At 70.6% G+C, this 25,574-nt stretch carries 18 protein-coding genes; 8 read left to right on the top strand and 10 right to left on the bottom strand.

Translation table 11 applies throughout. The features are described 5' to 3' along the window. Nucleotides 1–106: 106 nt before the first annotated feature. Nucleotides 107–1,912, top strand: coding sequence for an adenine deaminase (locus tag Y590_RS16300; RefSeq protein ID WP_060770770.1), 1,806 nt, complete (start codon nucleotides 107–109; stop codon nucleotides 1,910–1,912). 85 nt (nucleotides 1,913–1,997) lie between these two features. Here Y590_RS16300 and Y590_RS16295 read toward each other — a convergent pair whose 3' ends face one another. Beyond that, nucleotides 1,998–2,885, bottom strand: a complete 888-nt coding sequence (locus Y590_RS16295) for a DUF3313 domain-containing protein (protein WP_060770769.1) — start codon at nucleotides 2,883–2,885, stop codon at nucleotides 1,998–2,000. A 295-nt stretch (nucleotides 2,886–3,180) separates the two neighbouring features. Between Y590_RS16295 and Y590_RS16290 the strand changes: the two genes are divergently transcribed. Next, a complete protein-coding gene (locus Y590_RS16290) occupies nucleotides 3,181–4,662 on the top strand; it encodes an MFS transporter (RefSeq protein ID WP_060772328.1) in 1,482 nt (493 codons plus the stop codon). Here the strand turns inward: Y590_RS16290 and Y590_RS16285 are convergent. Then, nucleotides 4,619–5,146: a DoxX family protein gene (locus Y590_RS16285; protein ID WP_060770768.1), complete on the bottom strand. Its 528-nt coding sequence runs from the start codon at nucleotides 5,144–5,146 to the stop codon at nucleotides 4,619–4,621. The two genes, Y590_RS16290 and Y590_RS16285, sit on opposite strands and share 44 nt — an antisense overlap. Nucleotides 5,147–5,356: 210 nt before the next feature. On the opposite strand from Y590_RS16285, the gene Y590_RS16280 reads away from it, so the two are divergent. From Y590_RS16280 to Y590_RS16270, 3 genes are all read left to right on the top strand, one after another. Then, a complete protein-coding gene (locus Y590_RS16280; RefSeq protein WP_060770767.1) occupies nucleotides 5,357–5,608 on the top strand; it encodes an acyl carrier protein in 252 nt (83 codons plus the stop codon). Nucleotides 5,609–5,627: 19 nt separating this feature from the next. Then, the gene (locus tag Y590_RS16275) at nucleotides 5,628–7,145 is read left to right on the top strand and encodes an AMP-binding protein (RefSeq protein WP_060770766.1); all 1,518 of its coding nucleotides are present in this window, start codon (nucleotides 5,628–5,630) and stop codon (nucleotides 7,143–7,145) included. A gap of 299 nt (nucleotides 7,146–7,444) precedes the next feature. Next, nucleotides 7,445–8,740 (top strand): type III PLP-dependent enzyme, encoded by a 1,296-nt coding sequence (locus tag Y590_RS16270; protein WP_060770765.1) that lies wholly within the window; start codon nucleotides 7,445–7,447, stop codon nucleotides 8,738–8,740. A gap of 110 nt (nucleotides 8,741–8,850) precedes the next feature. On the opposite strand, the gene Y590_RS16265 is transcribed toward Y590_RS16270, so the two are convergent. From Y590_RS16265 to Y590_RS16250, 4 genes are all read right to left on the bottom strand, one after another. Continuing rightward, nucleotides 8,851–10,527 carry a methyl-accepting chemotaxis protein gene (locus Y590_RS16265; protein ID WP_060770764.1) on the bottom strand — a complete coding sequence of 559 codons (1,677 nt, stop codon included), beginning with the start codon at nucleotides 10,525–10,527 and terminating at the stop codon, nucleotides 8,851–8,853. Nucleotides 10,528–10,812: 285 nt separating this feature from the next. Next, nucleotides 10,813–11,202: a hypothetical protein gene (locus tag Y590_RS16260; protein ID WP_060770763.1), complete on the bottom strand. Its 390-nt coding sequence runs from the start codon at nucleotides 11,200–11,202 to the stop codon at nucleotides 10,813–10,815. 106 nt (nucleotides 11,203–11,308) lie between these two features. Beyond that, nucleotides 11,309–12,832 carry an aldehyde dehydrogenase gene (adh, locus tag Y590_RS16255; RefSeq protein WP_060770762.1) on the bottom strand — a complete coding sequence of 508 codons (1,524 nt, stop codon included), beginning with the start codon at nucleotides 12,830–12,832 and terminating at the stop codon, nucleotides 11,309–11,311. Nucleotides 12,833–13,019: 187 nt separating this feature from the next. After that, nucleotides 13,020–14,822, bottom strand: a complete 1,803-nt coding sequence (locus Y590_RS16250) for a serine hydrolase (RefSeq protein WP_060770761.1) — start codon at nucleotides 14,820–14,822, stop codon at nucleotides 13,020–13,022. A gap of 257 nt (nucleotides 14,823–15,079) precedes the next feature. Here Y590_RS16250 and Y590_RS16245 point away from each other — a divergent pair, with 257 nt between their 5' ends. Next, complete coding sequence (locus Y590_RS16245) at nucleotides 15,080–15,709, top strand: hypothetical protein (RefSeq protein ID WP_060770760.1); 630 nt, start codon at nucleotides 15,080–15,082, stop codon at nucleotides 15,707–15,709. A gap of 341 nt (nucleotides 15,710–16,050) precedes the next feature. Further along, nucleotides 16,051–17,217 carry a multidrug effflux MFS transporter gene (locus tag Y590_RS16240; RefSeq protein WP_060772327.1) on the top strand — a complete coding sequence of 389 codons (1,167 nt, stop codon included), beginning with the start codon at nucleotides 16,051–16,053 and terminating at the stop codon, nucleotides 17,215–17,217. A 39-nt stretch (nucleotides 17,218–17,256) separates the two neighbouring features. On the opposite strand, the gene Y590_RS16235 is transcribed toward Y590_RS16240, so the two are convergent. After that, entirely contained in the window at nucleotides 17,257–17,997 is a 741-nt protein-coding gene (locus Y590_RS16235; protein ID WP_060770759.1) for an SDR family oxidoreductase, read from the bottom strand. Nucleotides 17,998–18,078: 81 nt separating this feature from the next. Between Y590_RS16235 and Y590_RS16230 the strand changes: the two genes are divergently transcribed. Further along, a complete protein-coding gene (locus Y590_RS16230) occupies nucleotides 18,079–18,735 on the top strand; it encodes a TetR/AcrR family transcriptional regulator (RefSeq protein WP_201026743.1) in 657 nt (218 codons plus the stop codon). A gap of 11 nt (nucleotides 18,736–18,746) precedes the next feature. Here Y590_RS16230 and Y590_RS16225 read toward each other — a convergent pair whose 3' ends face one another. From Y590_RS16225 to Y590_RS16215, 3 genes are read right to left on the bottom strand one after another with little or no spacing between them, the layout of a single operon-like run. Then, nucleotides 18,747–19,649 (bottom strand): transglutaminase family protein, encoded by a 903-nt coding sequence (locus Y590_RS16225; protein WP_060770757.1) that lies wholly within the window; start codon nucleotides 19,647–19,649, stop codon nucleotides 18,747–18,749. Further along, a complete protein-coding gene (locus Y590_RS16220) occupies nucleotides 19,646–22,201 on the bottom strand; it encodes a circularly permuted type 2 ATP-grasp protein (protein ID WP_060770756.1) in 2,556 nt (851 codons plus the stop codon). The genes Y590_RS16225 and Y590_RS16220 overlap by 4 nt, the downstream gene beginning before the upstream one ends. Next, nucleotides 22,198–25,545 (bottom strand): transglutaminase family protein, encoded by a 3,348-nt coding sequence (locus tag Y590_RS16215; RefSeq protein ID WP_083530880.1) that lies wholly within the window; start codon nucleotides 25,543–25,545, stop codon nucleotides 22,198–22,200. Before Y590_RS16215 ends, Y590_RS16220 begins: the two co-directional genes overlap by 4 nt. Nucleotides 25,546–25,574 lie beyond the last annotated feature (29 nt).

Genomic DNA, 25,574 nt, shown 5'->3' with positions numbered 1-25,574 from the left:
ATCGACCGGATTTGGAATGACCTGTCACCGGCGGCTGTGTCCGGCCTTCCATTTCGTGGCACGATGCCTGCGCGTCCTGCCCGAGAGTCGCGCAAGGAAGGCCCCGATGACCGCCCAACCCCTCACCCGCTTTTCCGTCGCGCCGCTGGCCCGGATGACGCGGCACCTCGCCGATGTCGCCGCAGGCCGCGCCGAGCCCGATCTGGTGATCACGGGTGCGCGGGTGCTCTCGACCTATTCCGAGCGCATCCTGCCCGACCGCGAGATCTGGATCGCGGGCGGGCGCATCGCCGCGGTGAAGCCGGCGGGCCACCATCGCGGCGCCGCCCCGCGCTACGATGCGCGCGGCGGCCTGATCGCGCCGGGGCTGGTCGATCCGCATCTGCACATCGAGAGCAGTATGGTGACGGCCTGTGCCTACGCCGAGGCCGCGCTGATCAACGGCACCACCACGATCGTCTGCGACAGCCACGAGATCGGCAACGTGCTCGACGTGAACGGCGTGGAATGGATGCTGGAGGATGCCCGCGCGGCGCCCCTCAACATCTTCCTGACCGTGCCGAGCACGGTGCCCGCCACCACGCCGGATCTCGAGACCGCGGGCGGCGACCTGACGGCGGAGAAGATCGGTGCCCTGTTCGATGCCTGGCCCGAGGCGATCGGGCTCGGCGAGAAGATGGATTTCGTCGCGGTGGCCAGCGGGGACGAGCGGGCGCACGCCATCATCCGCGCCGCGCTGGAGCGGGGCCGCCCGGTTTCCGGCCATGTCTACGGCCGCGACTTCGTGGCGGCCTACGCCGCGAGCGGCGTCACCGACACCCACGAGGCCGTGGATGCCGACATCGCCGACGATCTTCTGGAAGCCGGTCTCTGGATCTTTCTGCGCGGGGGGCCGCCGACCACGCCCTGGCACTCGCTGCCCAAGGCCATCGGCACCGTGACCGAGTACGGCGCCGCCTGGAAGCGGGTCTGCGCCTGCACCGACGACCGCGACGCCGACGACCTGCTGGCGTTCGGCCTCGACTGGGTGGTGCGCGAGGCGGTGGCGCGCGGCATCCCGAAACCCGCGGCCTGGGCCATGGGCTCCTTGCATGGGGCTACCCGCTACGGCCTCGACGGTGAGGTCGGCGGCCTCGGCGGTGGACGCCGGGCCGATCTCGTGCTCCTGAACGACGATCTCAAGCCGCAGGCGACATGGTATGGCGGGCAACAGGTGGTGGAGGACCGCCGGCCGACGCCGCGTCTCGAAGAGGCGCTGGCCCGGCCCTACCGCTACCCGGCCCCTGCCTACGCCACGGTCCGCCTGCCCGATCCCGTTCCCGCCCTGATCCCGGCGCTGCCCGCCGGGCCCTGCACGGTCAACGCGATCCGCACCACGCTGCCGGGCATCGAGCTGACGCATGAGCGCGTCGCGCTCACCCCCGGCGCGGATTGGGCGGCGACGCTCGCCGCGCACGATCTCTGCCACGTCGCGGTGGTCGAACGGCACGGCCGTTCCGGTGGCGTCGCCCACGGGCTGCTCTCGGCCTTCGGCTTGAAGCGCGGCGCGGTGGCGAGCAGCGTCGGCCACGATTCGCACAACCTCATCGTCGCGGGGCTGAACGAAGCCGACATGCGGGTGGCCCTCGACGCCATCGCCGCCCATCAAGGCGGCGTCTGCGTCGTCGAGGAGGGGCAGGTCGTCGCGATGGTGGCGCTGCCGGTGGCGGGCCTCCTCTCCGACAAGCGCGTGGGCGCGGTGGCGGAGGAGGTGAAGGCGCTCAAGCGCGCCTGGGAGCGGGCCGGCTGCAGCATCCCCTATATGGGCTTCAACCTGATCCCGCTCGCGGTGATCCCGCAGATCCGTATCACCGACAAGGGCGTGGTACTGGTGCCGGAGATGCGCCGGGTGCCGCTGTTCGAGGCGGCTTGAAACCGCTTCGAAGCGCCGAGTGTCCCCCCTCTCCCCGCAAGCGGGGCGAGGGAATCCATGTTGAACGAGGCGATCGGACAGGGGCTCAGCGCGCGGCGGAGACGCCCGGCCCCTTGTCGGTCCATTCCGGCGGCAGGCCGATCATGTCGGCGAGGATGCCGTCGAAGCCGGGCGCCCGGCCGAAGGCCTCGCAATCCGGGTCGAGGGGGGCCTCGCCCAGCGTGGTGATGCGGATGCGGTCGTAGGTCGGGAGCTGCAGCTCTCCCTTGAACGGATCCTTGCCGGTGGCGAGGTAGGAGCCGAAATCCTGGCCGAACTCGCCGGCCAGATCGTAGGCGTCGCTGGCGGCCGAGAAGCGGGCTTGGTTGGTGAAGGAGTTGGCCGCACCCGCCCAGATCATCGCCGCGCGCTGGCGGTTGCGGGCGTCGACCGCCTCGGATTCGATGGTCAGGCTGCCGAGCCCGATCGGCAGCCGCGGCACCGGCACCCGGCCCAGGGTGTTGGCGAAGCCGATGCCGACTTGGCCGGCCACCGAGATCGCCGTCGTGGCGGCGACGGTCGCGCCGGAGGCCGGAATGTTGGTGAGATCGACCCGCGTGATCGCCGAGCGGACGGTGAGGTCGGCGCGGCCCGACGACACCACGTCGTAGCGCAGCGAGAGGTCGTAGCAGAGCGCCCGGTCGGCGGCGTTGGCGATCAGGCGCCGTTCCACCGGCGAAAGGCCGGGGCCGGAGACCGCCTCGGAAAACACGGTCGGGACGATGCGCACGGTGCGCACCGTCTGCGGCAGGGTCGGATCGATGAACAGCTTGGACTCGGAGGCGACGGCGTCGCTGGCCACGAACTGGTCGCGGCGCGAGAGGGCGCCGCCGTCGGTGAGCACCACGTCGCCGCAGCCGGCCAACCCGGCGAGAAGGGCGGCGGCGAGTGCGAGACGGGAAACGCCGGGACGAAGGTTCGACCGCAGGGGCATTAGGCTCTTTCGCGGGATGGAGGCCGGCGCCAGGGGGCGCTCGGGGACGCGTATCCTGCCGTGACCGGCGGGACAGCATCGCTTTTCGGGCGGAAGCCTAGCCTTAAGCCGGCGGTCCCGGAAGGATTGGACGGGGGACGGCACGCGTATCCCGCGGGCCTGTGACCGTTCAGCCACGTTGTTTCATCCCGCCCCTACGCAACGTCGGGTTCCGGAGTCGCCTTCGTGCAACGTCGCCGCGCCTCGCGCGCACCCCTTGCGCAACCTTCGGCGCGTCGCGCACTTCTCCCTGCCGATGCGCCCCGCCCAGATCGTCCCTCTCGTCGTCGCCACCGCTTTGTTCATGGAGAACACCGACTCGACGGTGATCGCCACGGCCCTGCCCGCGATCGCGGCGAGCCTCGGTGTCGATCCGATCGCCCTCAAGCTCGCGCTCACCGCCTATCTCGTGAGCCTCGCGATCTTCATCCCGGTCTCGGGCTGGGCCGCCGACCGCTACGGCGCCCGCAACGTCTTCCGCGCCGCCCTGTGCGTGTTCATGGCGGGCTCGCTTGCCTGCGCCGCCGCGAACTCGCTCACCGGCTTCGTCGCCGCCCGCTTCGTTCAGGGGGTCGGCGGGGCGATGATGGTGCCGGTGGGCCGCCTCGTGATCCTGCGCTCGGTGCCGAAATCCGAACTCGTCGGGGCGCTCGCCTACCTCACCATCCCGGCGCTGATCGGCCCGATCCTCGGGCCGCCACTGGGCGGCTTCATCACCACCTATGCCGACTGGCGCTGGATCTTCTTCATCAACATCCCGATCGGGCTCGCCGGCATCGTCCTCGCGACCCTGTATTTCGGCGACATCCGCGAGGAAACGCGCCCACCGCTCGACGTGACGGGATTCCTGCTCTCGGGCGGCGGGCTCGCCCTTCTGATGCTCGGCTTTGCCGCGACCGGGCGCCACCTCCTGCCGGACGGCGTGTCCTGGGCCTGCATGGCCGGCGGGATCGTGCTCGTCGGGCTCTACCTGCGCCACGCCAAGCGCACCGAGCATCCGCTCATCCGCCTCGACCTGCTCAGGCACGACACCTTCCGCGCGGCGGTGACGGGGGGGAGCCTGTTCCGCATCGGCACCGGAGCCATCCCCTTCCTGCTGCCGCTGATGCTCCAGATCGGGTTCGGGCTCGATCCGCTGCGGTCCGGGCTCATCACCTTCGCCGCGGCCGCGGGCGCCCTGCTCATCAAGATCGTCGGCCCGCGCATCCTGCGCGCCTACGGATTTCGACGGGTGATGGTGACGAACGCGCTGGTCGCGTCCGCCTTTCTTTCCGCCAACGGACTGTTCACGGCGCAGACCCCGCACTGGATCATCGTCGGCGTGCTGTTGCTCGGGGGCTGCGTGCGCTCGCTGCAATTCACCTGCGTCAACGCCATCGCCTATGCGGATCTCGAATCGCGGGAGATGAGCGCGGCCACGAGTCTGGCCAGCGTCGCACAGCAATTGTCCCTCAGCCTCGGCGTCTCCATCGGCGCCCTGGCGCTGGAGGGCGCCGCCGCCTGGCACGGCCATGCCGGGATCGAGGCGGGAGATTTCTCCCTCGCCTTCCTCGCGGTGGCCGCGGTCTCGGTGGGCTCGTTCTTCGTGTTCCGGCGGCTGGCGCCGGATGCGGGCGCGGAGGTGTCCGGCCAGCGACGGGTCGCCGAGGCCGTGCCGAGACCTGCCGATGGTTCGCCCCAAAGCATCGTCCCGGTCACGCCGCAGCCCGCGCCGGAGCCCGGCCGCCCGCCCGCTTGACGCCGCCGGACTTAGGCCGCGCGGGCGCCTTGGCCGCCGCCTTGGCGGGGGCTCGTGCGGGCGCCGAGGCTTCACCGGACCCGAAGATGCCGCGCCAGCTCCAGGCGCCGGGACCGGTCATCGCGTACATCAGGAAGGCGCCGGCCAGCCCGAGATCGGCGAGGAGGAAGCTGCGCTCGGTCACCGCGGCGGCCCCGACATGGAGCCAGAACGGGTGCAGCAGGGCGGCCATGCCGGCCACGAAACCAGCCATGGCCAGCCCGGTGAGCCGCGGCATCACACCGAGGATGACCGCCAGCGGTCCGAACACCTGCACGATCACCGCCGCCGTCGCGATGGCGTTGGGGGCGGGACAGCCGGCCCCGGCCAATGTCACCGCGAAGCCGGAGACGTTGAGCGCCCGCGCCACGCCGGTCGGCAGCAGGGCCGAGGCCATGAGGAGACGGGCGGCGAGAAGGACGCCGTTCTGGGCTGAACCGAACACGGGCCGAAGACTCCAGGCAGGAAGGAATGCCGGGAAGCCTCGGGGGGCAGCGTGAATCGCCGGTTAAGGAGACAGGGCGAAGCGACGGATGTCTGGGGATCGTTCATGAACCATGCGCCCACCATGGACTTGCCCTTGCGTTGGGCTTAAGTCCGCAACCCGAGACCAGCACAGGACGGATCGAGGGGCATTCCAGCCGTGGTTCAGTCGATGGCCGATGTGCGCGAGGCGATCTTCGCCTTCATCGCGGCCCGCAACCCGGGCCTTCCCCCCGGCGCCGTCACCGGGGAGACGTCCCTCGTGACCAGCGACGCGCTCGATTCGATCGGCATCCTCGACCTGATGATGCATCTCGGCGACCGCTTCGGCGTCGAGGTCGACGAGGACTGCTTCGACCTCGCGAATTTCGCCAGCGTCGATACGCTGGCTCATTTCATCGACGACCGGCGTTCCGACGTCTGATCCGCGCCTGACCCGTCCCATGCCCCCGACGCTGCTGCACCACCTGCTCGACGGAGCCGGCGCGGACGATTCCCCCGCGATCGTCGAGGGGGGCGAGACTCTCACCTATGGCGGTTTCCGGGCCCGCGTCGCCGCTTTGGCGGGGCGCTTGGCGCGTCTCGGCCTGCGGCCGGGCGACCGCGTCGCGATCCTGCTGCCGAAATCGATTCGCGAATGCGTCGCGATTTTTTCCGTGAGCGCGGCCGGCGGCGTGTTCGTGCCGATCCACCCGTCCTTGCGCCCGCGTCAGGTCCGCCACATCGTCGCCGATAGCGGCGCGCGCGTGTTGCTGACCGATGCCGCCCACGCCGCCGGGCTCGAGGGGGCACTCGACGACCTCGCGGAGCTGCGCATCCTCGATGGAGAGACGGGGGATGACGGCGCGGCCCTCGTCCCCGGCGAGCCGGCGCCGGAGGGGCTGGCGGCGATCCTCTATACCTCGGGCTCGACCGGCCTGCCCAAGGGCGTGATGCTCTCTCACGCCAACCTGATCGCCGGCACCCGCATCGTGCGGACCTATCTCGGCATCAACCCCGCAGACCGCCTCCTCTCGGTGCTGCCGTTCTCGTTCGATTACGGCCTCAACCAGCTCCTCACGAGCGTGGAGCAGGGCGCGCGCATCGTGCTGCTGACGCCCCGGCTCGGCGACGACGTGGTGCGGGCGCTGGAGGCGCACCGCATCACCGTGCTGGCGGGCGTGCCGACGCTGTGGACGCTGCTGACACGGGCCGCGCCGCATCTGGCCAAGGCGGACCTTTCGGCCCTGCGGGCGATCACCAATTCCGGCGGCAGCCTCGCGCTGCCGACGATCGAGCGCCTGCGCGCGCGGCTGCCGCACACGGCCGTCGTGCTGATGTACGGCCTGACGGAAGCCTTCCGCTCGACCTACCTGCCGCCGGGGGAGATCGACCGGCGGCCGGACTCGATCGGCCGCGCCATCCCCGAGACCGACATCTTCGCCGTCACCCTCGAAGGGCGCCGGGCTCGGCCCGGCGAGCCCGGCATCCTGCATCACCGAGGCCCCACCGTCTCGATGGGCTACTGGAAGCGGCCCGCGGACACCGCCCGCGTGCTGGTGCCCGACCCGTTCCCACCGCCCGGTTCCGCGCCGGGCCTCGTCTGCCGCTCCGGCGACCTCGTGGTGGAGGATGAAGACGGCTTCTTCCGGTTCATCGGCCGCGAGGACACGATGATCAAGACGCAAGGGTTTCGCGTGAGCCCGACCGAGGTCGAGGCGGCTTTGATGGAAACGGGCGCCTTCCGCGCCGCCGCCGTGATCGGCCTGCCCGATCCGAGCCTCGGCCAGCGCATCCATGCCGTGACCGTCCCTGCGGAGGGCGCGCCGGGCACGGCGGACGTGCTGCAACGCCTCCGCACGGCGCTGGCGCCCCATCTCGTGCCCCGCACCATCGAGGCGGTCGCCGCGCTTCCCGTCACGCCCAATGGCAAGGTCGATTACAAGCGCCTCACCGCCGAGCGCGCGGCGGTGGAAATCTAGAGCATCATCCCGAAAGGTGGTCTCCGGCTTTCGGAAAAAATATGATGCGAAAACAACAAGTTAGAGGAGCGTCCTGGATCCAATGTCCAGGACGCTGCTCTAGGACCGACGATGCTCCAGGACCGATGCGCGCGCCGATGGTCTCCCATCCGCTGCCCTCATCCTGAGGTGCCGCGCAGCGGCCTCGACGGATCATCCCGTTCGCGCGCGATCCCTGGAGCACCCTTCGAGGGCGCCGCTGCGCGTCGCCACCGCAGGATAAGGTTGAGGATGGGGCAAGTCTCCCTCATGAGGTCGTCATGACCCAGGCTGTCTCTCCCGACCTCGCCGCTGCGCTGATCGCCGAGAACTTCTCGCGCGATGCGAGCGGCGTGCTGCGGGTCGGCGGCCTGCCGCTGACCGACCTCGCAAAGGATTTCGGCACGCCGCTCTTCGTCTACGACGCCGACACGATGCGCCGGACCTACCGGGCGCTGTGCGCGGCACTCGCGGGCTTCGCGGAGGTGGATTTTTCAGTCAAGGCGAACCCCAACCCGGCGGTGATCCGCGTCTTCTCCGAGGAGGGCGCGGGGGCCGAGATCGCTTCCGGCGCCGAGTTCGACGCCGCGATCAGAGCGGGTGTTCCTCCGGAAAAGATCCTCTTCGCCGGCCCAGGCAAGGGCGCGGCCGACCTCGACCGGGTGATCGGCGGCGGCATCGGCGAGATCCATCTCGAAAACCGCGAGGAGATTGTTCGCGTCGCGGCGGCGGCCGAGCGTCACGGCGCGCGCGCGCGGGTGGCGCTGCGGATCAATCCCGGCGCGACGGCGCAAGGCGGGGCGATGCGGATGGGCGGCAAGCCCTCGCCGTTCGGCTTCGACGAGGAAGACATCGAGGCCGCCATCGACACGGTGGAGGCCGCCCCGCACCTGCGCCTCGTCGGGCTCCACCTGTTCGCGGGCACGCAAGGGCTGAAGGCCGATACCCTCCTCGGCCAGTGGACCTACGGGCTCGGACTTGCGGCGCGGATCGCGAACAGAATCGGGCGGCCGCTGGAGACAATCGATCTCGGCGGCGGCCTCGGCATCCCGTACTTCTCCGGCGACACCGCCCTCGATCTCGGCGCGATCCGGGCCGGGCTGCCCGGCCTGATCGCCACCCTGCGGGCCGAGCCGCTGCTGGCGAGCGCCCGCGTGGTGCTGGAGCCCGGCCGCTATCTCACCGGGCCGGCGGGCGTCTACGTGGCGCGGGTGCTGGCGGTGAAGGCGTCGCGCGGCAGCCGCTTCGTCATCACCGACGGCGGCATGCACCACCATCTCGCCGCGAGCGGCAATCTCGGCCAGATCGTCAAGCGCGACTTTCCCCTCGCGGCCGTGACCGATGCGGGCGGTGCGCCCGCGGCGACCGCGGTCGTCGGCCCGCTCTGCACGCCCCTCGACATGCTGGCCCGGGCAGCCCCCTTGCCGCCGCTGGCCGAGGGCGACCTCGTCGCGGTGCTGCAATCGGGGGCCTACGGGCTCACCGCGAGCCCGACGGGATTCCTGAGCCACCCGACACCGGCCGAGCTGCTGGTGGAGAGGGGCGAGGCCCGCGAGATCCGGGCGCGTGGGCCTTGATCCTGGCGCGTTCGCAAGACCGCGTGCCGCTTGCGGAAGCCCCCATCGCGCTTGCGCGACGGGGGCCTCGGGTGCCGCTCGGGATATGGTGGTGCGGCTTGGTGCTTCGATCAGGCGGCTCGCACCGTGGCGAGGAAGCGCTGAACCTCCGTCGACAGGGTCTCGGACTGGCGTGACAGCTCCGCGGCGGCGCTCAGGACCTGGCTCGCGGCAGCGCCCGTCTCCTCGGCCGCGCCGGCCACGCTGCTGATGTTCGTCGTCACCTCGCCGGTGCCGATCGCGGCCTGGGCGACGTTGCGCACGATCTCCTGCGTCGCCGCCCCCTGCTCCTCCACCGCGGCGGCGATGCTCGACGCCACGCCGTTGATCTCCCTGATGCGGCTGGCGATGCTGCCGATGGCCGCCACCGCCTGCCCGGTCGCCCCTTGGATCGTGCCGATCTGGGCGGCGATCTCATCGGTGGCGCGCGACGTCTGGGTGGCGAGCTCCTTCACCTCGGACGCGACGACGGCGAAGCCGCGGCCGGCTTCGCCGGCACGGGCGGCTTCGATCGTCGCGTTCAGTGCCAGCAGGTTTGTCTGACCGGCGATCGTCGAGATCATCGAAACGACGTTGTTGATCTGGGCCGCGGCGCTCGACAGGTTCTGCACCAGCACCGCCGTATGGTCGGCCTCGCCGACCGCGCTCTCGGCCAAGTCCGCCGAACTCGCCACCTGGCGGCCGATCTCCTGAACCGATGCGCCCAGCTCCTCGGCCGCGGCGGCCACGGTCTGCACGTTCGCCGCCGCCTCCTCGGCCGCGGACGCCACGGTCAGGGATTGCGACGCCGTCTCGGTGGCCGTTCCCGACATGCTCTGGGCCGTCGCCTGCAACTGGCTGGCGGACGCGGTCACCATGCCGATGATCCCGCTCACCATCGTCTCGAAATGATCGGCCATCTGTCGCATGCCGGCCCTGCGCTGCTCCTCGGCCGAGGCGCGGGCGAGAGCGGTATCCTCCTCCAGCTGGCGCGTATGGATCAGGTTCGTGCGGAACACCTCGACGGCGGATGCCATCTCGCCGATCTCGTTCCGGCGGCCCTTGGACGGCACCTCCCGGGCGGTATCGCCGCTCGCGATGTCACGCATCGCGCCCGTCATCTGCTCGATCGGCCGGGCCACGCCGAAGATGGAGAACGCCGTGGCCAGGATCGTGACGACGAGGCCCACGACCAGCATCGTGACGGCCGTATCGATCGCCTGAGACTGTTGGATCTGCGCGGCCGCTCCGGCGGCCTTGCTCGCCTCGAAGTTCAGATCGACGAGCCGGGTCGCGGCGGCGGCGGCGGCACGATAGCGGGTGTGATTCTCCGTGCGGAACAACACCAGCGCCTGATCGGCGCTTGTTTCGGCGAGCCGCAGCAGGTTGGACCAATCCTGCTTCAGCACGCTGACCTTCTGGATGAGATCGTCGTAGGCGGCCTGTTCGGAGCTGCTGGCGACGAGAGCCTTGTACTTGGCGATCTCTGCGTCGCGCGCCTCCATCAGCTCATCCGCCAATGCGAGGTCTTCTTTCCTGATTTTATCATTAGGCGCTGTCAGGAACCGCAGCTGCGTGGTTCTGACTTGCAGAATGAGCCTGTTGATGCGGCCCGCCTGATTGAGGGACGGAATTGCGTTGGTGATGATGACGTTCGTGCTCTCGCCATTCGTTTGAAGGGCTTTGATCGAAACGATTCCCTGAATGGCGGATACGATCGTCAGGATGGCAAGCATGCTGATGAGTGTCGCTTTGATGCTGATTTTCATCTTTCACCCCATGCCGATTTCCGCTCGTGCCTACCCCTTGTTCGATAATAGGACGTAAAGTCGAACGTGGCGTCCGGTGCTCAATCCGTGTCATTCAGCGAAATATAATGAGCGTGTCCGAGAAGTTCGGTGGCCCTATATTTCGAATTGCAGAATATTCTCCGTCGAACCGGCGGTTGAATATGAGGCTGAGGTTTCCCTTGGCTGACCTCGCAACAGGGCCGAACTCGGTCTCGAACTCCCGGGGGCTCTCATTCGAGGCCAAGCGAAGCCTCGCCCGCAGCCTCAGCCCTGCCGTCGCTCGAACCGGAACGGGCGATGTCCGTCCGCGGATGCCCGCATGCCGACCGTCCACAGGCCGCCCTCGTCGCCGTGCAGGCTGAAGGGGAGCGCATAGCAGACCGTCTCTTCCTCGGCCTCTTGCCCGGCGTGATCGCGGAATTCGACGTCGTCCAGCCACCAGGGCTCCTGCGCGCTGCCGCAGGCCTTCGCTCTGTCCACGAAGAGGTCGAGATGGGACGAGGCCGCGTCGCGAAGGCGCGCGAGCGAAGCGGTCACCCCTGCCGCCAGCGCCGCCTGGGCGCGGCCGATCTCGCCGTCCGCGTCGCTCAGATAGACGCGGACGTGATCGATCTGCCCGACCCAGCCCACCGGTCCCATGCGCGTGTACCGCATCCCCGCGGCTTCATCTTTGAGCCCGCACGCCGTCCTCGCACATCAAAAAGCCCCGGCCTTGCGGCCGGGGCTGAAGTCGGTCTCGAACTTTTTCCGGAATAAAAGCTCAGAAGAACCCGAGCTTCTTCGAGGAGTAGCTGACGAGCATGTTCTTGGTCTGCTGGTAGTGGTCGAGCATCATCTTGTGGGTCTCGCGGCCGATGCCGGACTGCTTGTAGCCGCCGAAGGCCGCATGCGCCGGGTAGGCGTGGTAGCAGTTCGTCCAGACGCGGCCGGCCTGGATGGCGCGGCCGAAGCGGTAGGCGCGGGTTCCGTCGCGGGTCCACACGCCGGCGCCGAGGCCGTAGAGCGTGTCGTTGGCGATGGAGAGCGCCTCCGCGTCGTCCTTGAAGGTCGTCACCGAGAGGACGGGCCCGAAGATCTCCTCCTGGAAGATCCGCATCTTGTTGTGGCCCTTGAACACCGTCGGCTGCATGTAGAAGCCGTCGGCCAGATCGCCCTCGCGGGTGCCGCGGGCGCCGCCGGTGAGGCACTCGGCGCCTTCCTGGCGGCCGATATCGACGTAGCTGAGGATCTTCTCGAGCTGCTCCGAGGAGGCCTGCGCACCGATCATCGTCGCCGGATCGAGCGGCGAGCCCTGCGTGATCGCCTCGACGCGCTTGATCGCGCGCTCGATGAAGCGGTCGTAGATCGACTCGTGCACGAGCGCGCGGCTCGGGCAGGTGCAGACTTCGCCCTGGTTGAGGGCGAACATGGTGAAGCCTTCGAGCGCCTTGTCGAAGAAGTCGTCGTCCTCGTTGGCGACATCCCCGAAGAAGATGTTCGGCGACTTGCCGCCCAGCTCCAGGGTCACCGGGATCAGGTTCTGCGAGGCGTACTGCATGATGAGGCGGCCGGTGGTCGTCTCACCGGTGAAGGCGATCTTGGCGATGCGCGGGCTCGAGGCGAGCGGCTTGCCGGCCTCCAGGCCGAAGCCGTTGACGACGTTGATCACGCCCGGCGGCAGCAGGTCGCCGATCAGCTCCATCACCACGAGGATCGAGGCGGGGGTCTGTTCGGCGGGCTTGAGCACCACGCAGTTGCCGGCCGCGAGCGCGGGGGCGAGCTTCCACACGGCCATCAGGATCGGGAAGTTCCACGGGATGATCTGGCCGACGACGCCGAGCGGCTCGTGGAAGTGGTAGGCCACCGTGTCGTGGTCGATCTCGGAGATCGCGCCTTCCTGGGCGCGGACGCAGCTGGCGAAGTAGCGCCAGTGGTCGATGGCGAGCGGGATGTCGGCGGCGGTCGTCTCGCGGATCGGCTTGCCGTTGTCCCAGGTCTCGGCCAGCGCGATCAGATCGAGGTTGTCCTCCATCCGGTCGGCGATCTTGTTGAGGATGCGGGCGCGCTCGGCCGGCGCGGTGCGGCCCCAGGCATCCTTGGCGGCGTGCGCGGCGTCCAGCGCCTTGTCGATGTCCTGCGCCTCGGAGCGGGCGACCTCGCAGATCACCTTGCCGGTGATGGGGGAGGTGTTCTCGAAATAGCGGCCGCTGACCGGCGCGACCCACTGACCGCCGATGAAGTTGTCGTAGCGCGCCGAGAACGGCGATTTCGTCTTGGCATCCGCCAGGAATTCGGGCTTGTTCATCGCGATTCCTCCATTGCGCTTATTCGTTGACCGCTCTTGCCGCCGGTCTTGCCGCGTCTTGGCGGGAGACAAGAGCAGTCGCCTCGTCCGATCAAGATGGACTTTTGTCCAACGCGGCTTCTGGCGGCCGCCGACTTGACTGTCTTCGCAATTGTTGTTGCCTGCCGCGGGGGCGGCTGCGGCACCATCAGTTAGACCTTTTCGGGTCCCCTGGCGACCCCGCCCTTTGTCCAAGAAGCGGGGGCGTGGCGCCCTCGTCGGGCAGCCGGGGCGCGTCGGTCTCGAGGCCGTTCTGCTGCAGGATCAGGCCGGCGACGCGGCCGGTCTCGTCGGCGGTGAAGCGGATCTGCGCATCGACCGCGCGCAGGAAGAAGGCGCGCTCGCCCTCGGGGACGAGTTCGTTGCGCGGCTGCCGAGTGGTTTGCGCGAAGATCCGCCCGTCCTCGACGGTCACCGCGATCTCGGAGCCCGGCCCCAGGGCGTAGCGGCCGGCGAGCGCCGCCAGACCGGAGCGGTCGATGGCGACTTCGCGGTGCTCCTGCGGCGGCTCGGCGAGCGCGGCCCGCGCCTCCTCCGCGGTCACGCGCGGCCCGGTCCGGTCGCGGCCGTCGCGACGCAGGATCGCCCCGGTGGGCGTGCCGTCGGGCTCCGTCTCGAAGGTCAGGCGCATGTCGGCGACCGGGCTGACGAAGGTGCGGTCGCTCTCGGGCACGAAGGGGAAGGCGGGCTCCCGCATCCCCGGCCCTTCCGCCCGCGCCGTCAGTCCCCGGCCCTCGCGGGCGACGGTGAGGAAGGCGCGAGGGCCGAGGCGGTAGGTGCCGGGGTAGCGGTCGAGGATCACGTCCTCCAGCACGATCTCTTCGGGCGCCGCGTAATGGCCGAGATGGAGGGCCGCGAGGTCGCGGGCGATCTTCTGCGCCGGCGCGGTCTCGGTGTTCGAGAGTACGATCACCGTGAGCCGGTCGTCGGGATAGACGTCGTTGATCGAGAGAAAGCCGGGGATCGCGCCGGCATGGCCGAGGACGCGGTGGCCGCTCGTCCTGTCGCCGGGTTTCCCGAACGCGCGGGAGACGAACCAGCCGAGGCCGTAGCCGGTGCCGCGATCCTCGAACATCGCCGCGCGCGAGGCCTCGGAGAGCAGGCGCGGGCCGGCGAGCGCCTCGTCCCAGGCGAGCAGGTCGTCGACCGTGGAATAGAGCGCACCCGCGGCAAAGGCCGAACTCGCCGCCATCGGCACGGCGTTGCGCCACTGCGCCCGCCCCCGCCGGTAGCCGGCGGCCCGCCGCGGCAGGATCACGGTGAGGTCGTCGTAGCCGGTCTGCTTCAGCCCCAGCGGCGCGAGGATGTTTTCGCGCAGGTACCCCTCGTAGGAGAGGCCCGAGGCGGCCTCGATCACCATCCCGAGCAGCACGTAATTGGTGTTGCTGTACTCGAAGCGTGTCCCCGGCGGGAACAGCAGCGGGTCGCCCGCCGTCAGCGCCACGATCTGCGCGGGCGTGTGATCGACCCGCGCGATCTGGTCGTAATAGTTCGGAAGCGCCGTGAAATTGATGATGCCGGAGCGGTGCTGGAGCAGATGGCGCAGGCTCACCCCCGCCCAGGCCTCCGGCACGGACGGAACCCAGCGCCGGACGGACTCGTCGAGCCCGAGCCGGCCGGCCTCGGCGAGCTTCAGCACGGCGGCGGCGGTGAAGGCCTTGGTCAGCGAGCCGATGCGGAAATGGGTCTGCGGTGTGTTGGGAATCTCCCACTCGCGGTCGGCGAGGCCGTAGGCCTGGCGGAAGACCGGCCGCCCGTCCCGGGCCACGAGGATGACGCCCGCGAACAGGCCCGCCTCGACGTAAGGGGCGACGAGGCCCCGCGCCCGCGCCGTGTCATCGTCTTGCGCACGCGCTGGGCTCAGGGTCGCCAGCGCGATCGCGACGGCGAGCCAGGCTGCGCGAACGGGCAGCGGGCGCGAAGGGGCACGGCTCACGGTGGCACGGTTCACGGGCTCCTGTTCTCCTTATGGTCAGTGGCTTGACTGCGAACTTGACTGCGAACTTGGCAGGAAACTTGGCAGCGAAGCAGAGGCCGGCTTTGCGGCTGCGGCGTGGCGAATGCGGTCGCGCACGGAGCGAGCCGCCCCCCGGATGCCATCACGCTTTCGCCGCGACCCGCTGCGACAAGCCCCCGGCGCGGGCGAAAGCTGCAGCGCTTGCGGGGTTTTCCTCGGCGCCGCCGACAAGACACCAGAGGCAGACGATCATGACGACCCTATCGCGCAGCCTGTTCGCCGCTTCTTTCTCCGCTCTCCTCGCAGGGGCCTCCCTGGTTCCGGGCATCGCGCTCGCCCAGGCGAAGCCGTCCGCCGCCCCGCAGAGCACGACGCCCGCCCAAGACCCTGCCCAAGCCCCTGCCCAAGCCCCTGCGCCGGAGCCGGGCAAGGAGATCGCGCTGACGCAAGGACAGATCGACGGCCTCCTCGTCGCCCAGCCCGAACTCGCGGCGCTCCCCGGCGCCGCGCCCGACAAGCCCGATCCGAAGGCCGAGGCGCAGGCTCAGGCCCAGGCCGAGGCGATCGTGAAGCGGAACGGTTTTGCGAGCCTCGAAGAGTTTCAGGATGCCAGCGACACCGTCGATGCGGTGCTCGGCGGCATCGATCCCGAGACGAAGAGCTATGTCGGCGCAACGCCGTTGCTGAAGAAGCAACTGGCGGCTCTCCAGGCCGACAAGGCGATGCCGGCCAAGGAGAAGGCCGAAGCGGTCAAGGAGATCAAGGCGGCGCTCGCGGCGGGCGAGCCCGAAAAGCCGTCGCCGGCCAACATCGCCCTCGTGACCCAGAACTACGCCCGGCTCAGCGCGGCGATGGCCGAAGGCGACGGGAAGCCGAAATAGGCGCCGCGTCGCAGACAACCCTCCTCCCCGTCGTCCTCCCCGTTCGGGAGAGGGATAGCGCCGGCTTCCCCCGCGTTAGGACACGCCGACCCTTTGATCCCCTGCGCCCGGTCCCAAGCCGGGTGCTGCCCCTGAGAGCATCCTCGACCGTGATATCCTCCCCTCGGCCCACCCTCGGAAGCCCGGTCTCCGAGGCCTCGCCGGGCGGTTCGCCGGGGGCGGCCCGGAGCGTGCCCGCGGGCATGCCGGCGAGTCCGTCCCCTTCGAACCCATCCCCTTCGAGTCCATCCCCTTGGGTGGGGCCGGGCTTTGCCGAGTTCGTCGGCATCGTCGCGCTGATGATGGCGGTCACCGCCATGTCGATCGACAACCTGCTGCCGGCCTTCCCGATGATCCAGGAGCGGTTCGGGGTCGCCGACCCCAACAGCCTGCAGCTCCTCGTCTATGTCTACATGATCGGCTTCGGGGTAGCGCAGATTGTCTACGGGCCGGTCTCGGACGCGCTCGGGCGGCGGCCGACGCTGCTGATCAGCCTCGGCATCTACACCGCGGGCTGCATCCTCTCGATGCTGGCGCCGAGCTTCGAATGGCTGCTCGCCTCCCGCATCATCCAGGGCATGGGCGCGGCGGGCGGCCGGGTGCTCGCCACCGCGATCGTGCGCGACCGCTTCTCCGGCCGCGAGATGGCGAGCGTGATGTCGCTCATCATGATGGTGTTCCTGATCGTGCCGATGCTCGGGCCGGCGATCGGCGCGACCATGCTGCTGCTCGGCTCGTGGATCTGGGTGTTCGTGTCGATGCTGGCGCTGGGCGGCATCCTCACCCTGTGGTTCGCCCTGCGCATGCCCGAGACGCTGCATCCCGAGTACCGCCGCCCGCTCTCGTTGCGGGCGACGGGGCAGGCGCTCGCCACGGTGCTGCGCACCCGCGCGGCGGTCGGCTACGCCACGGCGCTCGGCCTGCTGACGGGCTGCATCATGGGCTATGTCGGCTCGGCCCAGCAGGTGTTCGACACCGGGCTCTATCATCTCGGCGGCCTGTTCCCCGTCGCCTTCGGCGTGGTGGCCGGGGCCATGGGCGCGGCGACGCTGATCAATTCCCGCCTCGTGCGCCGGCTTGGGATGCGCACGCTCTCCCACGCGGGCGTCACCGCCTTCACCGCGGTCGGCCTCGTGCAGGTTGGCATCGGCCTGCACTATCAGGGGCATCCGCCGCTGGTGCTGTTCCTGTCGGTGCTGGCGCTCAACCAGTTCCTGATCAGCTTCGCCCTGCCGAACTTCAACGCGCTGGCGCTGCAGCCGCTCGGGGCGATCGCCGGCACGGCCTCGTCGTTCCTCGGCTTCTACACCACGATCCTGGGCGCCTTCTGCGGCTTCGTCATCGGGCACGCCTTCGACGGCAGCGTGATGCCGGTGGCCTACGGCTACGCCCTGCTCGGCGGGCTGGCCCTGCTCACCGTGGCCTGGACCGAGCGTGGGCGCCTCTACCGGGCCGGCGTCTCCGGCTGAGATCGGCGGCCCGGAGCGCGTCCGGGCCGCCGGGGTTGGTCAGGCGTTGGCGCCGCCATCGACCGTGAGGGTGGTGCCTGTGATCTGCCGCGCAGCCGGGCTCGCCAGGAAGGCGACCGCGGCGGCCACGTCCTCGGGCCGCCCGTAATGGCCGAGCGCGGTCATGGCGCGCTGAAGGTCCGATTGCGCGCCGTCGGACGGGTTCATGTCGGTCTCGGTTGATCCGGGCTGCACGAGGTTCACGGTGATGCCCTGGGGCCCGAGTTCGCGGGCGAGCCCACGCGTGAACGACAGCAGGGCGGACTTCGTCATCGAGTAGACCGTCACGCCGGGAAACGGCACACGCTCGCCGAGGCACGAGCCGATGGAGATGATCCGTCCGCCCTCCCCGAGATGCGGGATCGCCGCCTGCGAGGCCAGCACCACGGAGCGAATGTTCACGGCCAGCAGCGCGTCGATATCGGCGAGCGGCATCTCCGACAGCGGACCGCCGCGGGCGATGCCGGCATTGTTCACGAGAATGTCGAGCCCGCCGAGTTCCCCGGCGGCCGCCTCGACCGAGCGCTTCACGGCCGCGGCATCCGCGCTGTCGGCCTGGATGGCGACGCCGCGCCGGCCCCGCGCCTCGATCGCGCGGACCACCTCGGCAGCCCGCTCGGCCGAGCGCTCGTAGGTGATCGCGACATCCGCGCCCCGTTCCGCCAGCGCCAGCGCGATGGCGGCACCGATCCCGCGGGAGGCGCCGGTCACCAGGGCGCGTCGACCTGCCAGTTCGCTCATGAATTGATCTTTCTGTGTCGAATGACACATAAATGGCTAGGAGCGTTGCGAGGCGGGGTCAAGCGAATTATAGAACGGTCGATGCAGAATTCTGAACCGGTCCCTGCCCCTGGTGACGCGCCGCCGCGCCGCGGTCGCGGCCGGCCGCGGGCCTTCGACCGTGAAGCGGCCCTGACCCAGGCCATGCACGTGTTCTGGCGCAAGGGTTTTGCAGCCACGGCCATCTCCGAGCTGACTGCGGCGATGGGGATCGGCTCGCCGAGCCTCTACGCGGCGTTCGGCTCGAAGGAGGGTCTCTACACGGAGGCCCTGCGCCACTACCGGGAGCGATACGAGGCGCATGTCTGGGACAACTTCGCTGCCGCCCCGACCGCGCGCGGGGCCGTCGAGGCCCTGCTGATGGACACCGCGGCCGCCCTGACGCAGGTCTGCGCGCCCGAGGGGCCGCGCGGCTGCATGGTGATGCTCTCGGCCGTCGGCGGCGAGGGTCATGCGGATCTCGGCGCCAGCGTGCGGGCGGCGCGTGCCCTCGGATTCCAGCGCGTCGTGGCGCGGCTGAGCCGTGCGGCAGCGGAGGGCGAATTCGGTGCCCCGGTCGATATCCCCGCCCTCGCCCGCTTCGTCATGACGGTGCAGGGTGGCCTGTCGCTCCAGGCCCGCGACGGCGCGAGCCGGGCCGAGCTGGAGGCGATCGCCCGTCTGACGATGGCGGGATGGGACGCCAGGGTCGCCGCCTGATCGCGCGGCCCTCAGGCCGTCTCGTCCTCGGGGATGACGTCGACCTCGACGGTGAGCTTCTGCTCCCCGGCGGAGGCGACCATGCCATCGATGGGGGCGACGTCGGCGTAATCGCGTCCGCGCGCCACGACGATGTGGTCGTCGCGCACGACGCAGGCATTGGTCGGGTCGAGGCCGATCCAGCCACCCTCCCCCGCGCCCGTCTCGGGCCCGCACCAGAGGGCGACCCAGGCGTGGCTGGCATCCGCCCCGCGCAGGCGCGGACGCCCGGCCGGCGGCCGGGTGCGCAGGTAGCCGCTGACATAGGCCGCCGGCAGGCCGAGCCCGCGCAGGCCGGCGATCATGACGTGGGTGAAATCCTGGCAGACGCCCGCCCTCAGGGCGAAGGCTTCCGCCAGCGGCGTCGAGACGGTGGTCGCCTTGGCGTCGAAACGAAAGTCGTCGCGGATGCGCTGCATCAGCTCGACCGCACCGCCATAGGCGCTGCGCCCCGGCGGGAAGCTGGCGCGGGCATAGTCCGTCACCGCCGGTTCGAGCGGCACCCGCTGGCTGCGGAACTGGAAATGCGCCGGCCCGTCCGGCCCCAGCGAGGGCAGCGCCAAGGCGGCCGCGCGCACGGCCTCCCAGGCCGCGCCCGACTCGGGCGGCGGCGGGGCCGGCCGCTCCACGGCGACCCGTGAGACCGCCTCGACGGTGAATTCGCGGTGGGGCTCGTCGAGGGTCAGGGTCAGCGTGTCGAGGCCGAAGAAGTCGCGCCGCTCGAGACGGCTGCTCGGCGTGGGCGTGACGTGAAGCGCGCTCTCCAGCACCCGCTGCCCCTCGCCGTCGCGGGGGCGAAGGCGCAGGTTGCAGCGCGCGAAGCGGACCGCCCGGGCATAGCGGTAGGTCGTCAGGTGACGCAGGCTGTAGATCAAGCGAGACCCGTAAGCTTCTCGGGCCGCAGGGCATCGGGACCGTTGGGGAAGTAGCGGCCGGCGATCCCGTCGGCCAGGCCCTCCAGATCCGTCTCGAACCGCTCCAGGGCCTCGGCGTCGAACGCGGCGGCCTCCGCCGTCTGGAGCGTGCTGGCCAGCGCCAGCGCCCGGCGGCGGTGCGGCTCGGGCAGTCCGTCGGCGGCGAGCGCCGGCAGGGCTTCGAGATGGGCCACCATCGCCTGGAGCTGGTAGGCGACGGATCGGGGATTGTGGGGGTCGAGCACCGCCATGTCGCACACCGCATCGCGGCTCACGCCGACGAGGTAGCGGGCACCGTAGGCGATCTGAGAATCGGCGAGCGAGAGCATCACGCCGAGATCCTCGGCGCCGGCCTCCTCGCCGCAGAAGCGGAGCGCGAAGCCGCAGGTGTTGATCGCCCGCTCGATGCGCCGGCCCATATCGGCGAAGCGCCAGCCGGCGGCGTGGCCCATATTTTCGTGGATCAGGCCGGTGAGCGCGGCGAGATGGCCGAGCGCCCGCTCGGCCTTGCCGAAGAGCTGCGCCTCGGTCGGCGCCCAGGCTTCCGTATAGGCCAGGGTGTCGCGCAGGTCGGCCAGAGCCCGCCAGGATTCGGCCGGCAGCCGCTCGCGCAGGGAGGCGGCGATGCGCCGGGCCTCCAGCACATGGGCGAGGCCCGAGCCGTGGAGCGTCTTGCCGGGAAGCGTCTTGCCGGAGAGCGCCTCCCCGGCCACGGCCGCGGGCGGGAGATCGACCGCGCTCACCGCGCCCCAATCCTTGAGCAGCGCGCGGATGGCGAGCGCCGTCGGCGCACCCTCTTCGCCCGAGGCGTCGGCGGCGATCGCCTCGCTGAACACGCCGAGATGGGCCTGGACGAGGCGGATCACCGCTTCCGCCCGCTCGAGGTAGCGCCCGAACCAGAACAGGTTGTCGGCCGCCCGCGACGGCAGGTGGCCGGCGATGCGGCGGATGCGGGGCGCGCTCGTGTGCACCAGGGTCGGCGTATCGACAGGCGTGTCGGACAGAACCCAGACGTCGGCGGAGCGGATGCCGGCGCGCATCTCGCTCGGGTCGGCGCCCTCGTGCTCGGCGACGCGGCAGAAGGCGCTCGGCAGCACGCGCCATCCGTCGGGCGTGGCGGCGGCGAAGACGCGCATGACGAAGGGGCGCGCGACGAGCCGCCCGTCCTGCCACGCGGGCATGGTCGAGAGCGGCGCGGGTTCCTGCGCCACCCAGTCGAACGGCCGCTCGCGGAGGGCCGCGACGGCGCGGGCACGGGCGGCGTCGAGCGCGGGGCCGGCCAGCATCGCGTCGCGCTCCGGGCCGCGCACCGGGGTGGCGGCGGGGCGGAGCGTCAGGCGGTCGAGGTTGGCCAGCGCGTGGTCGAGGCCGTCCGGATCGCCGCACCACCACGTGCGGGGCCCCGTCAGCTGCAATTCCTCGCCGGTGAGCCGCCGGGCGATGGCCGGCAGGTAGGGCGCGAGCGCGGCCGATTCGAGCACGCCGGAGCCCGGCATGTTGCCGACCACGGCGCCACCGCGGCGCAGCACCTGGAGGATGCCGGGCACGCCGAGGCGCGAATCCGAGCGCAGCTCCATCGGGTCGAGATAGTCGGCATCGATCCGGCGCCAGACCGCATCGGTGCGCTTCAGCCCGGCGATGGTGCGGACATGCAGGAGCCCGTCGCGCACCACGAGGTCGTCGCCCTCCACCAGCAGGAAGCCGAGATAGCGCGCGAGCGCGGCCTGCTCGACATAGGTGCTGCTGTAGGGCCCCGAGGTGAGAAGGCAGATGCGCGGGTCGCTGCGGGCGCAGGCGGCGGCCAATCCGGCGCGGAACGCCTGGAAGAAGCCGGGCAGGCGCTCGACATGGAGGTCGGCGAACAGGTCCGGGAAGGCGCGGGCGAGCACCATCCGGTTCTCCAGCGCGTAGCCGAGGCCCGAGGGTGCCTGGGTGCGGTCGGCCAGAACCTGCCAGCGCCCGTCGGGGCCGCGGCCGACATCGGCGGCGTAGATCGGCAGCCAGCGCCCGCCGGGCGGAGCGATGCCGTGGACGGGCCGGAGATACTCGGGATGCCCCGCGACCACGCCCGCGGGCAGAAACCCTTCCGCGACGAGCCGGCCCGCGCCGTAGATGTCGGCGACGATACGCTCCATCAGACCGGCGCGCTGGACGATCCCGGCCGACAGCTCCGCCCAGTCGGCGGCATCGATGACGAGCGGCAGCGAGCCCAGCGGCCAGGGGTGCTCGCGCCCGTCGCCGTAGACCCGGTAGGAGATGCCCGCGTCGCGGATATGCCGCTCGGCGGAGAGGAAGCGGGCGGCGACCTCGCGGTCGTCGAGCCGGGCGAGGCGCTCCAGAAAGCGCGGCCAGCCGCCGCGCAGGTTGCCCCCTGCATCGACCAACTCGTCGGCGAGGCCGGGGCGGGGCACGTAGCCCTCCGTCCAGCGGCGCATGCGTGCAGCCGGGTCGTCGGCCGCCCAGGCGGAGGCGTCGGGCGGTGGCCCGTCCGCGAGGGCGGCAGATGCGCTCATCGGGGTGCGGGTGTGCGCAGGTCGAGGGTCAGGGGGAAATCGCCCGTGCGCTCCTCGGCCGGTACCGCAAGGCGGCCGGGGGTGTGGCCCATGGCCTCGAACCGGGCGAGGCGGCGGCCTTCCGCCTCGTAGGCGTTGATGGGGAAGCTGTCGTAGTTGCGCCCGCCCGGATGGCTGACATGGTACCGGCAGCCGCCGATCGAACGGCCGCTCCAGGCATCGAAGATGTCGAAGGTCAGCGGCCCGTGCGGCGGGATCGTCGGGTGCATCGAGGAGGCCGGCTGCCACGCCTTGAAGCGCAGGCCCGCGACCGCCTCGCCGCTGGCGCCGGTCGGCGTCATCGGCAGGCGCCGGCCATTGCAGGCGATGACGTGCCGGCCGGGGACGAAGCCCTCGACCTTCACCTGGAGTCGTTCGACGGATGCGTCCACGAAGCGCACGGTTCCCCCGGCGGCCCCCTCTTCGCCCAGCACGTGCCACGGCTCCAGCGCTTGGCGCAGTTCGAGGCCGACGCCGCCCTGCTCCACCCGGCCGAAGACGGGGAAGCGGAACTCGCGTTGAGCTGCGAAGGCCTGAGGGTCGAAGTCGTAGCCGCCGCCGCGCAGGTCTTCCAGCACGGAGAGGAAGTCCGCCCAGAGGAAATGCGGCAGCATGAAGCGATCGTGCAGGGCCGTGCCCCAGCGGACACAGCCGCCGGTCTGCGGCTCGCGCCAGAGCCACGCCACGATGGCCCGCAACAGCACCTGCTGCGCGAGGCTCATGCGCGCGTCCGGCGGCATCTCGAAGGAGCGGAATTCGAGCAGGCCGAGCCGGCCCGTGGCGCCGTCCGGCGAGAACAGCTTGTCGATGCAGATCTCGGCGCGATGGGTGTTGCCGGTGACGTCGGCGAGGATGTTGCGGAACAGCCGGTCCACCAGCCAGTGCGGGATGTTGGCCCCATCCGGCTCCGGCACCTGCGCCAGCGCGATCTCCAATTCGTAGAGCCCGTCATGGCGCGCCTCGTCCATGCGCGGCGCCTGGCTCGTCGGGCCGACATAGAGCCCGGCGAACAGGTAGGACAGGCACGGATGCCGCTGCCAGAACAGCACGAGGCTCTTCAAGAGGTCCGGCCGGCGCAGGAACGGCGAGTCGGACGGGGTCGCGCCGCCGAGCACGACGTGGTTGCCTCCGCCGGTGCCGGTGTGGCGCCCGTCGATCATGAACTTCTCGGCGCCCAGGCGCGTCTGCCGGGCCTCCTCGTAGAGCCCGCGGGTGATGTCGACCGCCTCGCGCCAGGAGGCGGCGGGGTGGACGTTGACCTCGATCACGCCGGGATCGGGCGTGACCTTGATGACCGAGAGACGCGGATCGTAGGGCGGCTCGTAGCCCTCGATGTGGATCGGCTGGCCGATGGTCTCGGCGGCGCGTTCGAGATGTCCGACGAGGTCGATGTAGTCGTCGGCCCGCTCCACGGGCGGCATGAACACGCAGAGCACGCCGTCGCGGGGCTCGACCGACAAAGCGGTGCGCACGGCCACGCCCTCGATGCCGGCGCCGTTGGCCCGGTCCGCGCCCTTCGGCAGGGGGGCGTCCCGGGGACCACCCGGTTCGACGGGCAGGTCGCCGCGCGCCTCGAGCGGGTCCTGCGGGTGGTAATAGGGGTAGGAATCCGGCGGAACGTGGGGAAGCGAGCCGAGCGGCAGGCGGAAGCCCAGCGGCGAGTCGCCGGGGTTCAGGTAGGCGCCGCCGCGGCGGAACTTCCAGGTCTCCGAGATCCAGGCACGGCCCTCCCCCGCCGCGAGGCTGGCCAGCGGCAGCACGTAGCCGACGGGCGCGTCGAGGCCGCGCCCGAACACACGCCTGAACCGGGCATCGGTCTCCAGGCTGCCGGTTTGCGGTTCCGCGGTCGTGACGTTGACCGGCAGCTCGCTCTCGCGGGTCCGCCAATGGACGGCGTCCTCGTAGGCCGGGAAGACGAAGCGGGCGAGTTCGAGCCGCTCGGCGAGCGTGCCGATCAGCCGCTCGGCATCCGTGATGGCGGCGGTCTTCGGGCCGTCCTCGACGGCGATCAGCTCGGCGTTTTTCCAGATCGGCACGCCGTCCTTGCGCCAGTAGAGGGCGAAGGCCCAGCGCGGCAGGCTCTCGCCGGGATACCACTTGCCCTGGCCGTAATGGAGCATGCCGCCGGGTGCGAAGCGGTTCCGCAGGCGGCGGATCAGCTGGTCGGCCAAGCCCCGCTTGGTCGGCCCGACGGCGGCGACGTTCCATTCGGGGGATTCGAAGTCGTCCACCGAGACGAAGGTCGGCTCGCCGCCCATGGTCAGGCGCACGTCCTGCTCGGCCAGATCCGCGTCGATGCGCTCGCCGAGCGCGTCCATCGAGGTCCAGACCTCGTCCGAGAACGGCTTGGTGATGCGCGGCGCCTCGGCGACGCGGCTGACCGTCATCTCGTAGGCGAACTCGACCTTGGCCGGCTCGGCGAGCCCGGAGATCGGTGCGGCGGCGTTGTAATGCGCGGTGGCCACGAGCGGGATGTGCCCCTCGCCCGTGAGCAGGCCCGAGGTCGCGTCGAAGCCGATCCAGCCGGCACCGGGCAGGTAGACCTCGGCCCAGGCATGCAGGTCGGTGAAGTCGGTCTTGGTGCCGGCCGGGCCGTCCACGGCGGTGGTGTCGGGGACGAGCTGGATCAGGTAGCCCGAGACGAAGCGGGCAGCGAAGCCCAGCCGGCGCAGCACCTGCACCAGCAGCCACGCGGAATCGCGGCACGAGCCGCTCTGAAGATTCAGCGTCTCGGCCGGCGTCTGCACGCCGGGTTCCATGCGCACGCCGTAATTCACCTCCGCCCGCAGCAGCGCGTTGAGCGCCACGAGGAAGGTGACCGTGTGGGTCTCCTCGGGAATGCGCGTGAGGAAGGCGTCGATCTCCGGCCCGTGCGCGTCGTCGAGAACGAGGTAGGGCGCGAGCGCGACCTTCAGATCCGCCTCGTACTCGAAGGGATGGCGCTCGGCGTAGGGCTCGACGAAGAAGTCAAACGGGTTGATGACCGCGAGGTCGGCGGTGAGATCGACCTCGATGCGCAGTTCCGTGGTCTTTTCCGGGAAGACCAGCCGGGCGAGCCAGTTGCCGGCCGGATCCTGCTGCCAGTTGATGAAGTGGTTCTCCGGCGTCACCTTCAGCGCGTAGGCCGGCACACGGGTTCGCGCATGCGGCGCCGGGCGGAGCCGGATCGTCTGCGGCCCCAGCGCGATCGGCCGGTCGTAGCGGTAATGCGTGACGTGGTGCAGGGCGGCTTGGATCGACACGGAGGCTCCGAAGGCTTCTGCGATTGTCTTGGACGGGGCGGTGCGCTCGGCCGCCGGTTGCATGCCTTACTACAGTTCAGGCGGCCGGAAGG

This window comes from Methylobacterium sp. AMS5 (assembly GCF_001542815.1).
Classification (GTDB): domain Bacteria; phylum Pseudomonadota; class Alphaproteobacteria; order Rhizobiales; family Beijerinckiaceae; genus Methylobacterium.
The sequence above is the reverse complement of the archived record's forward strand: the minus strand, read 5'-3'. Positions and strand labels throughout refer to the sequence as shown.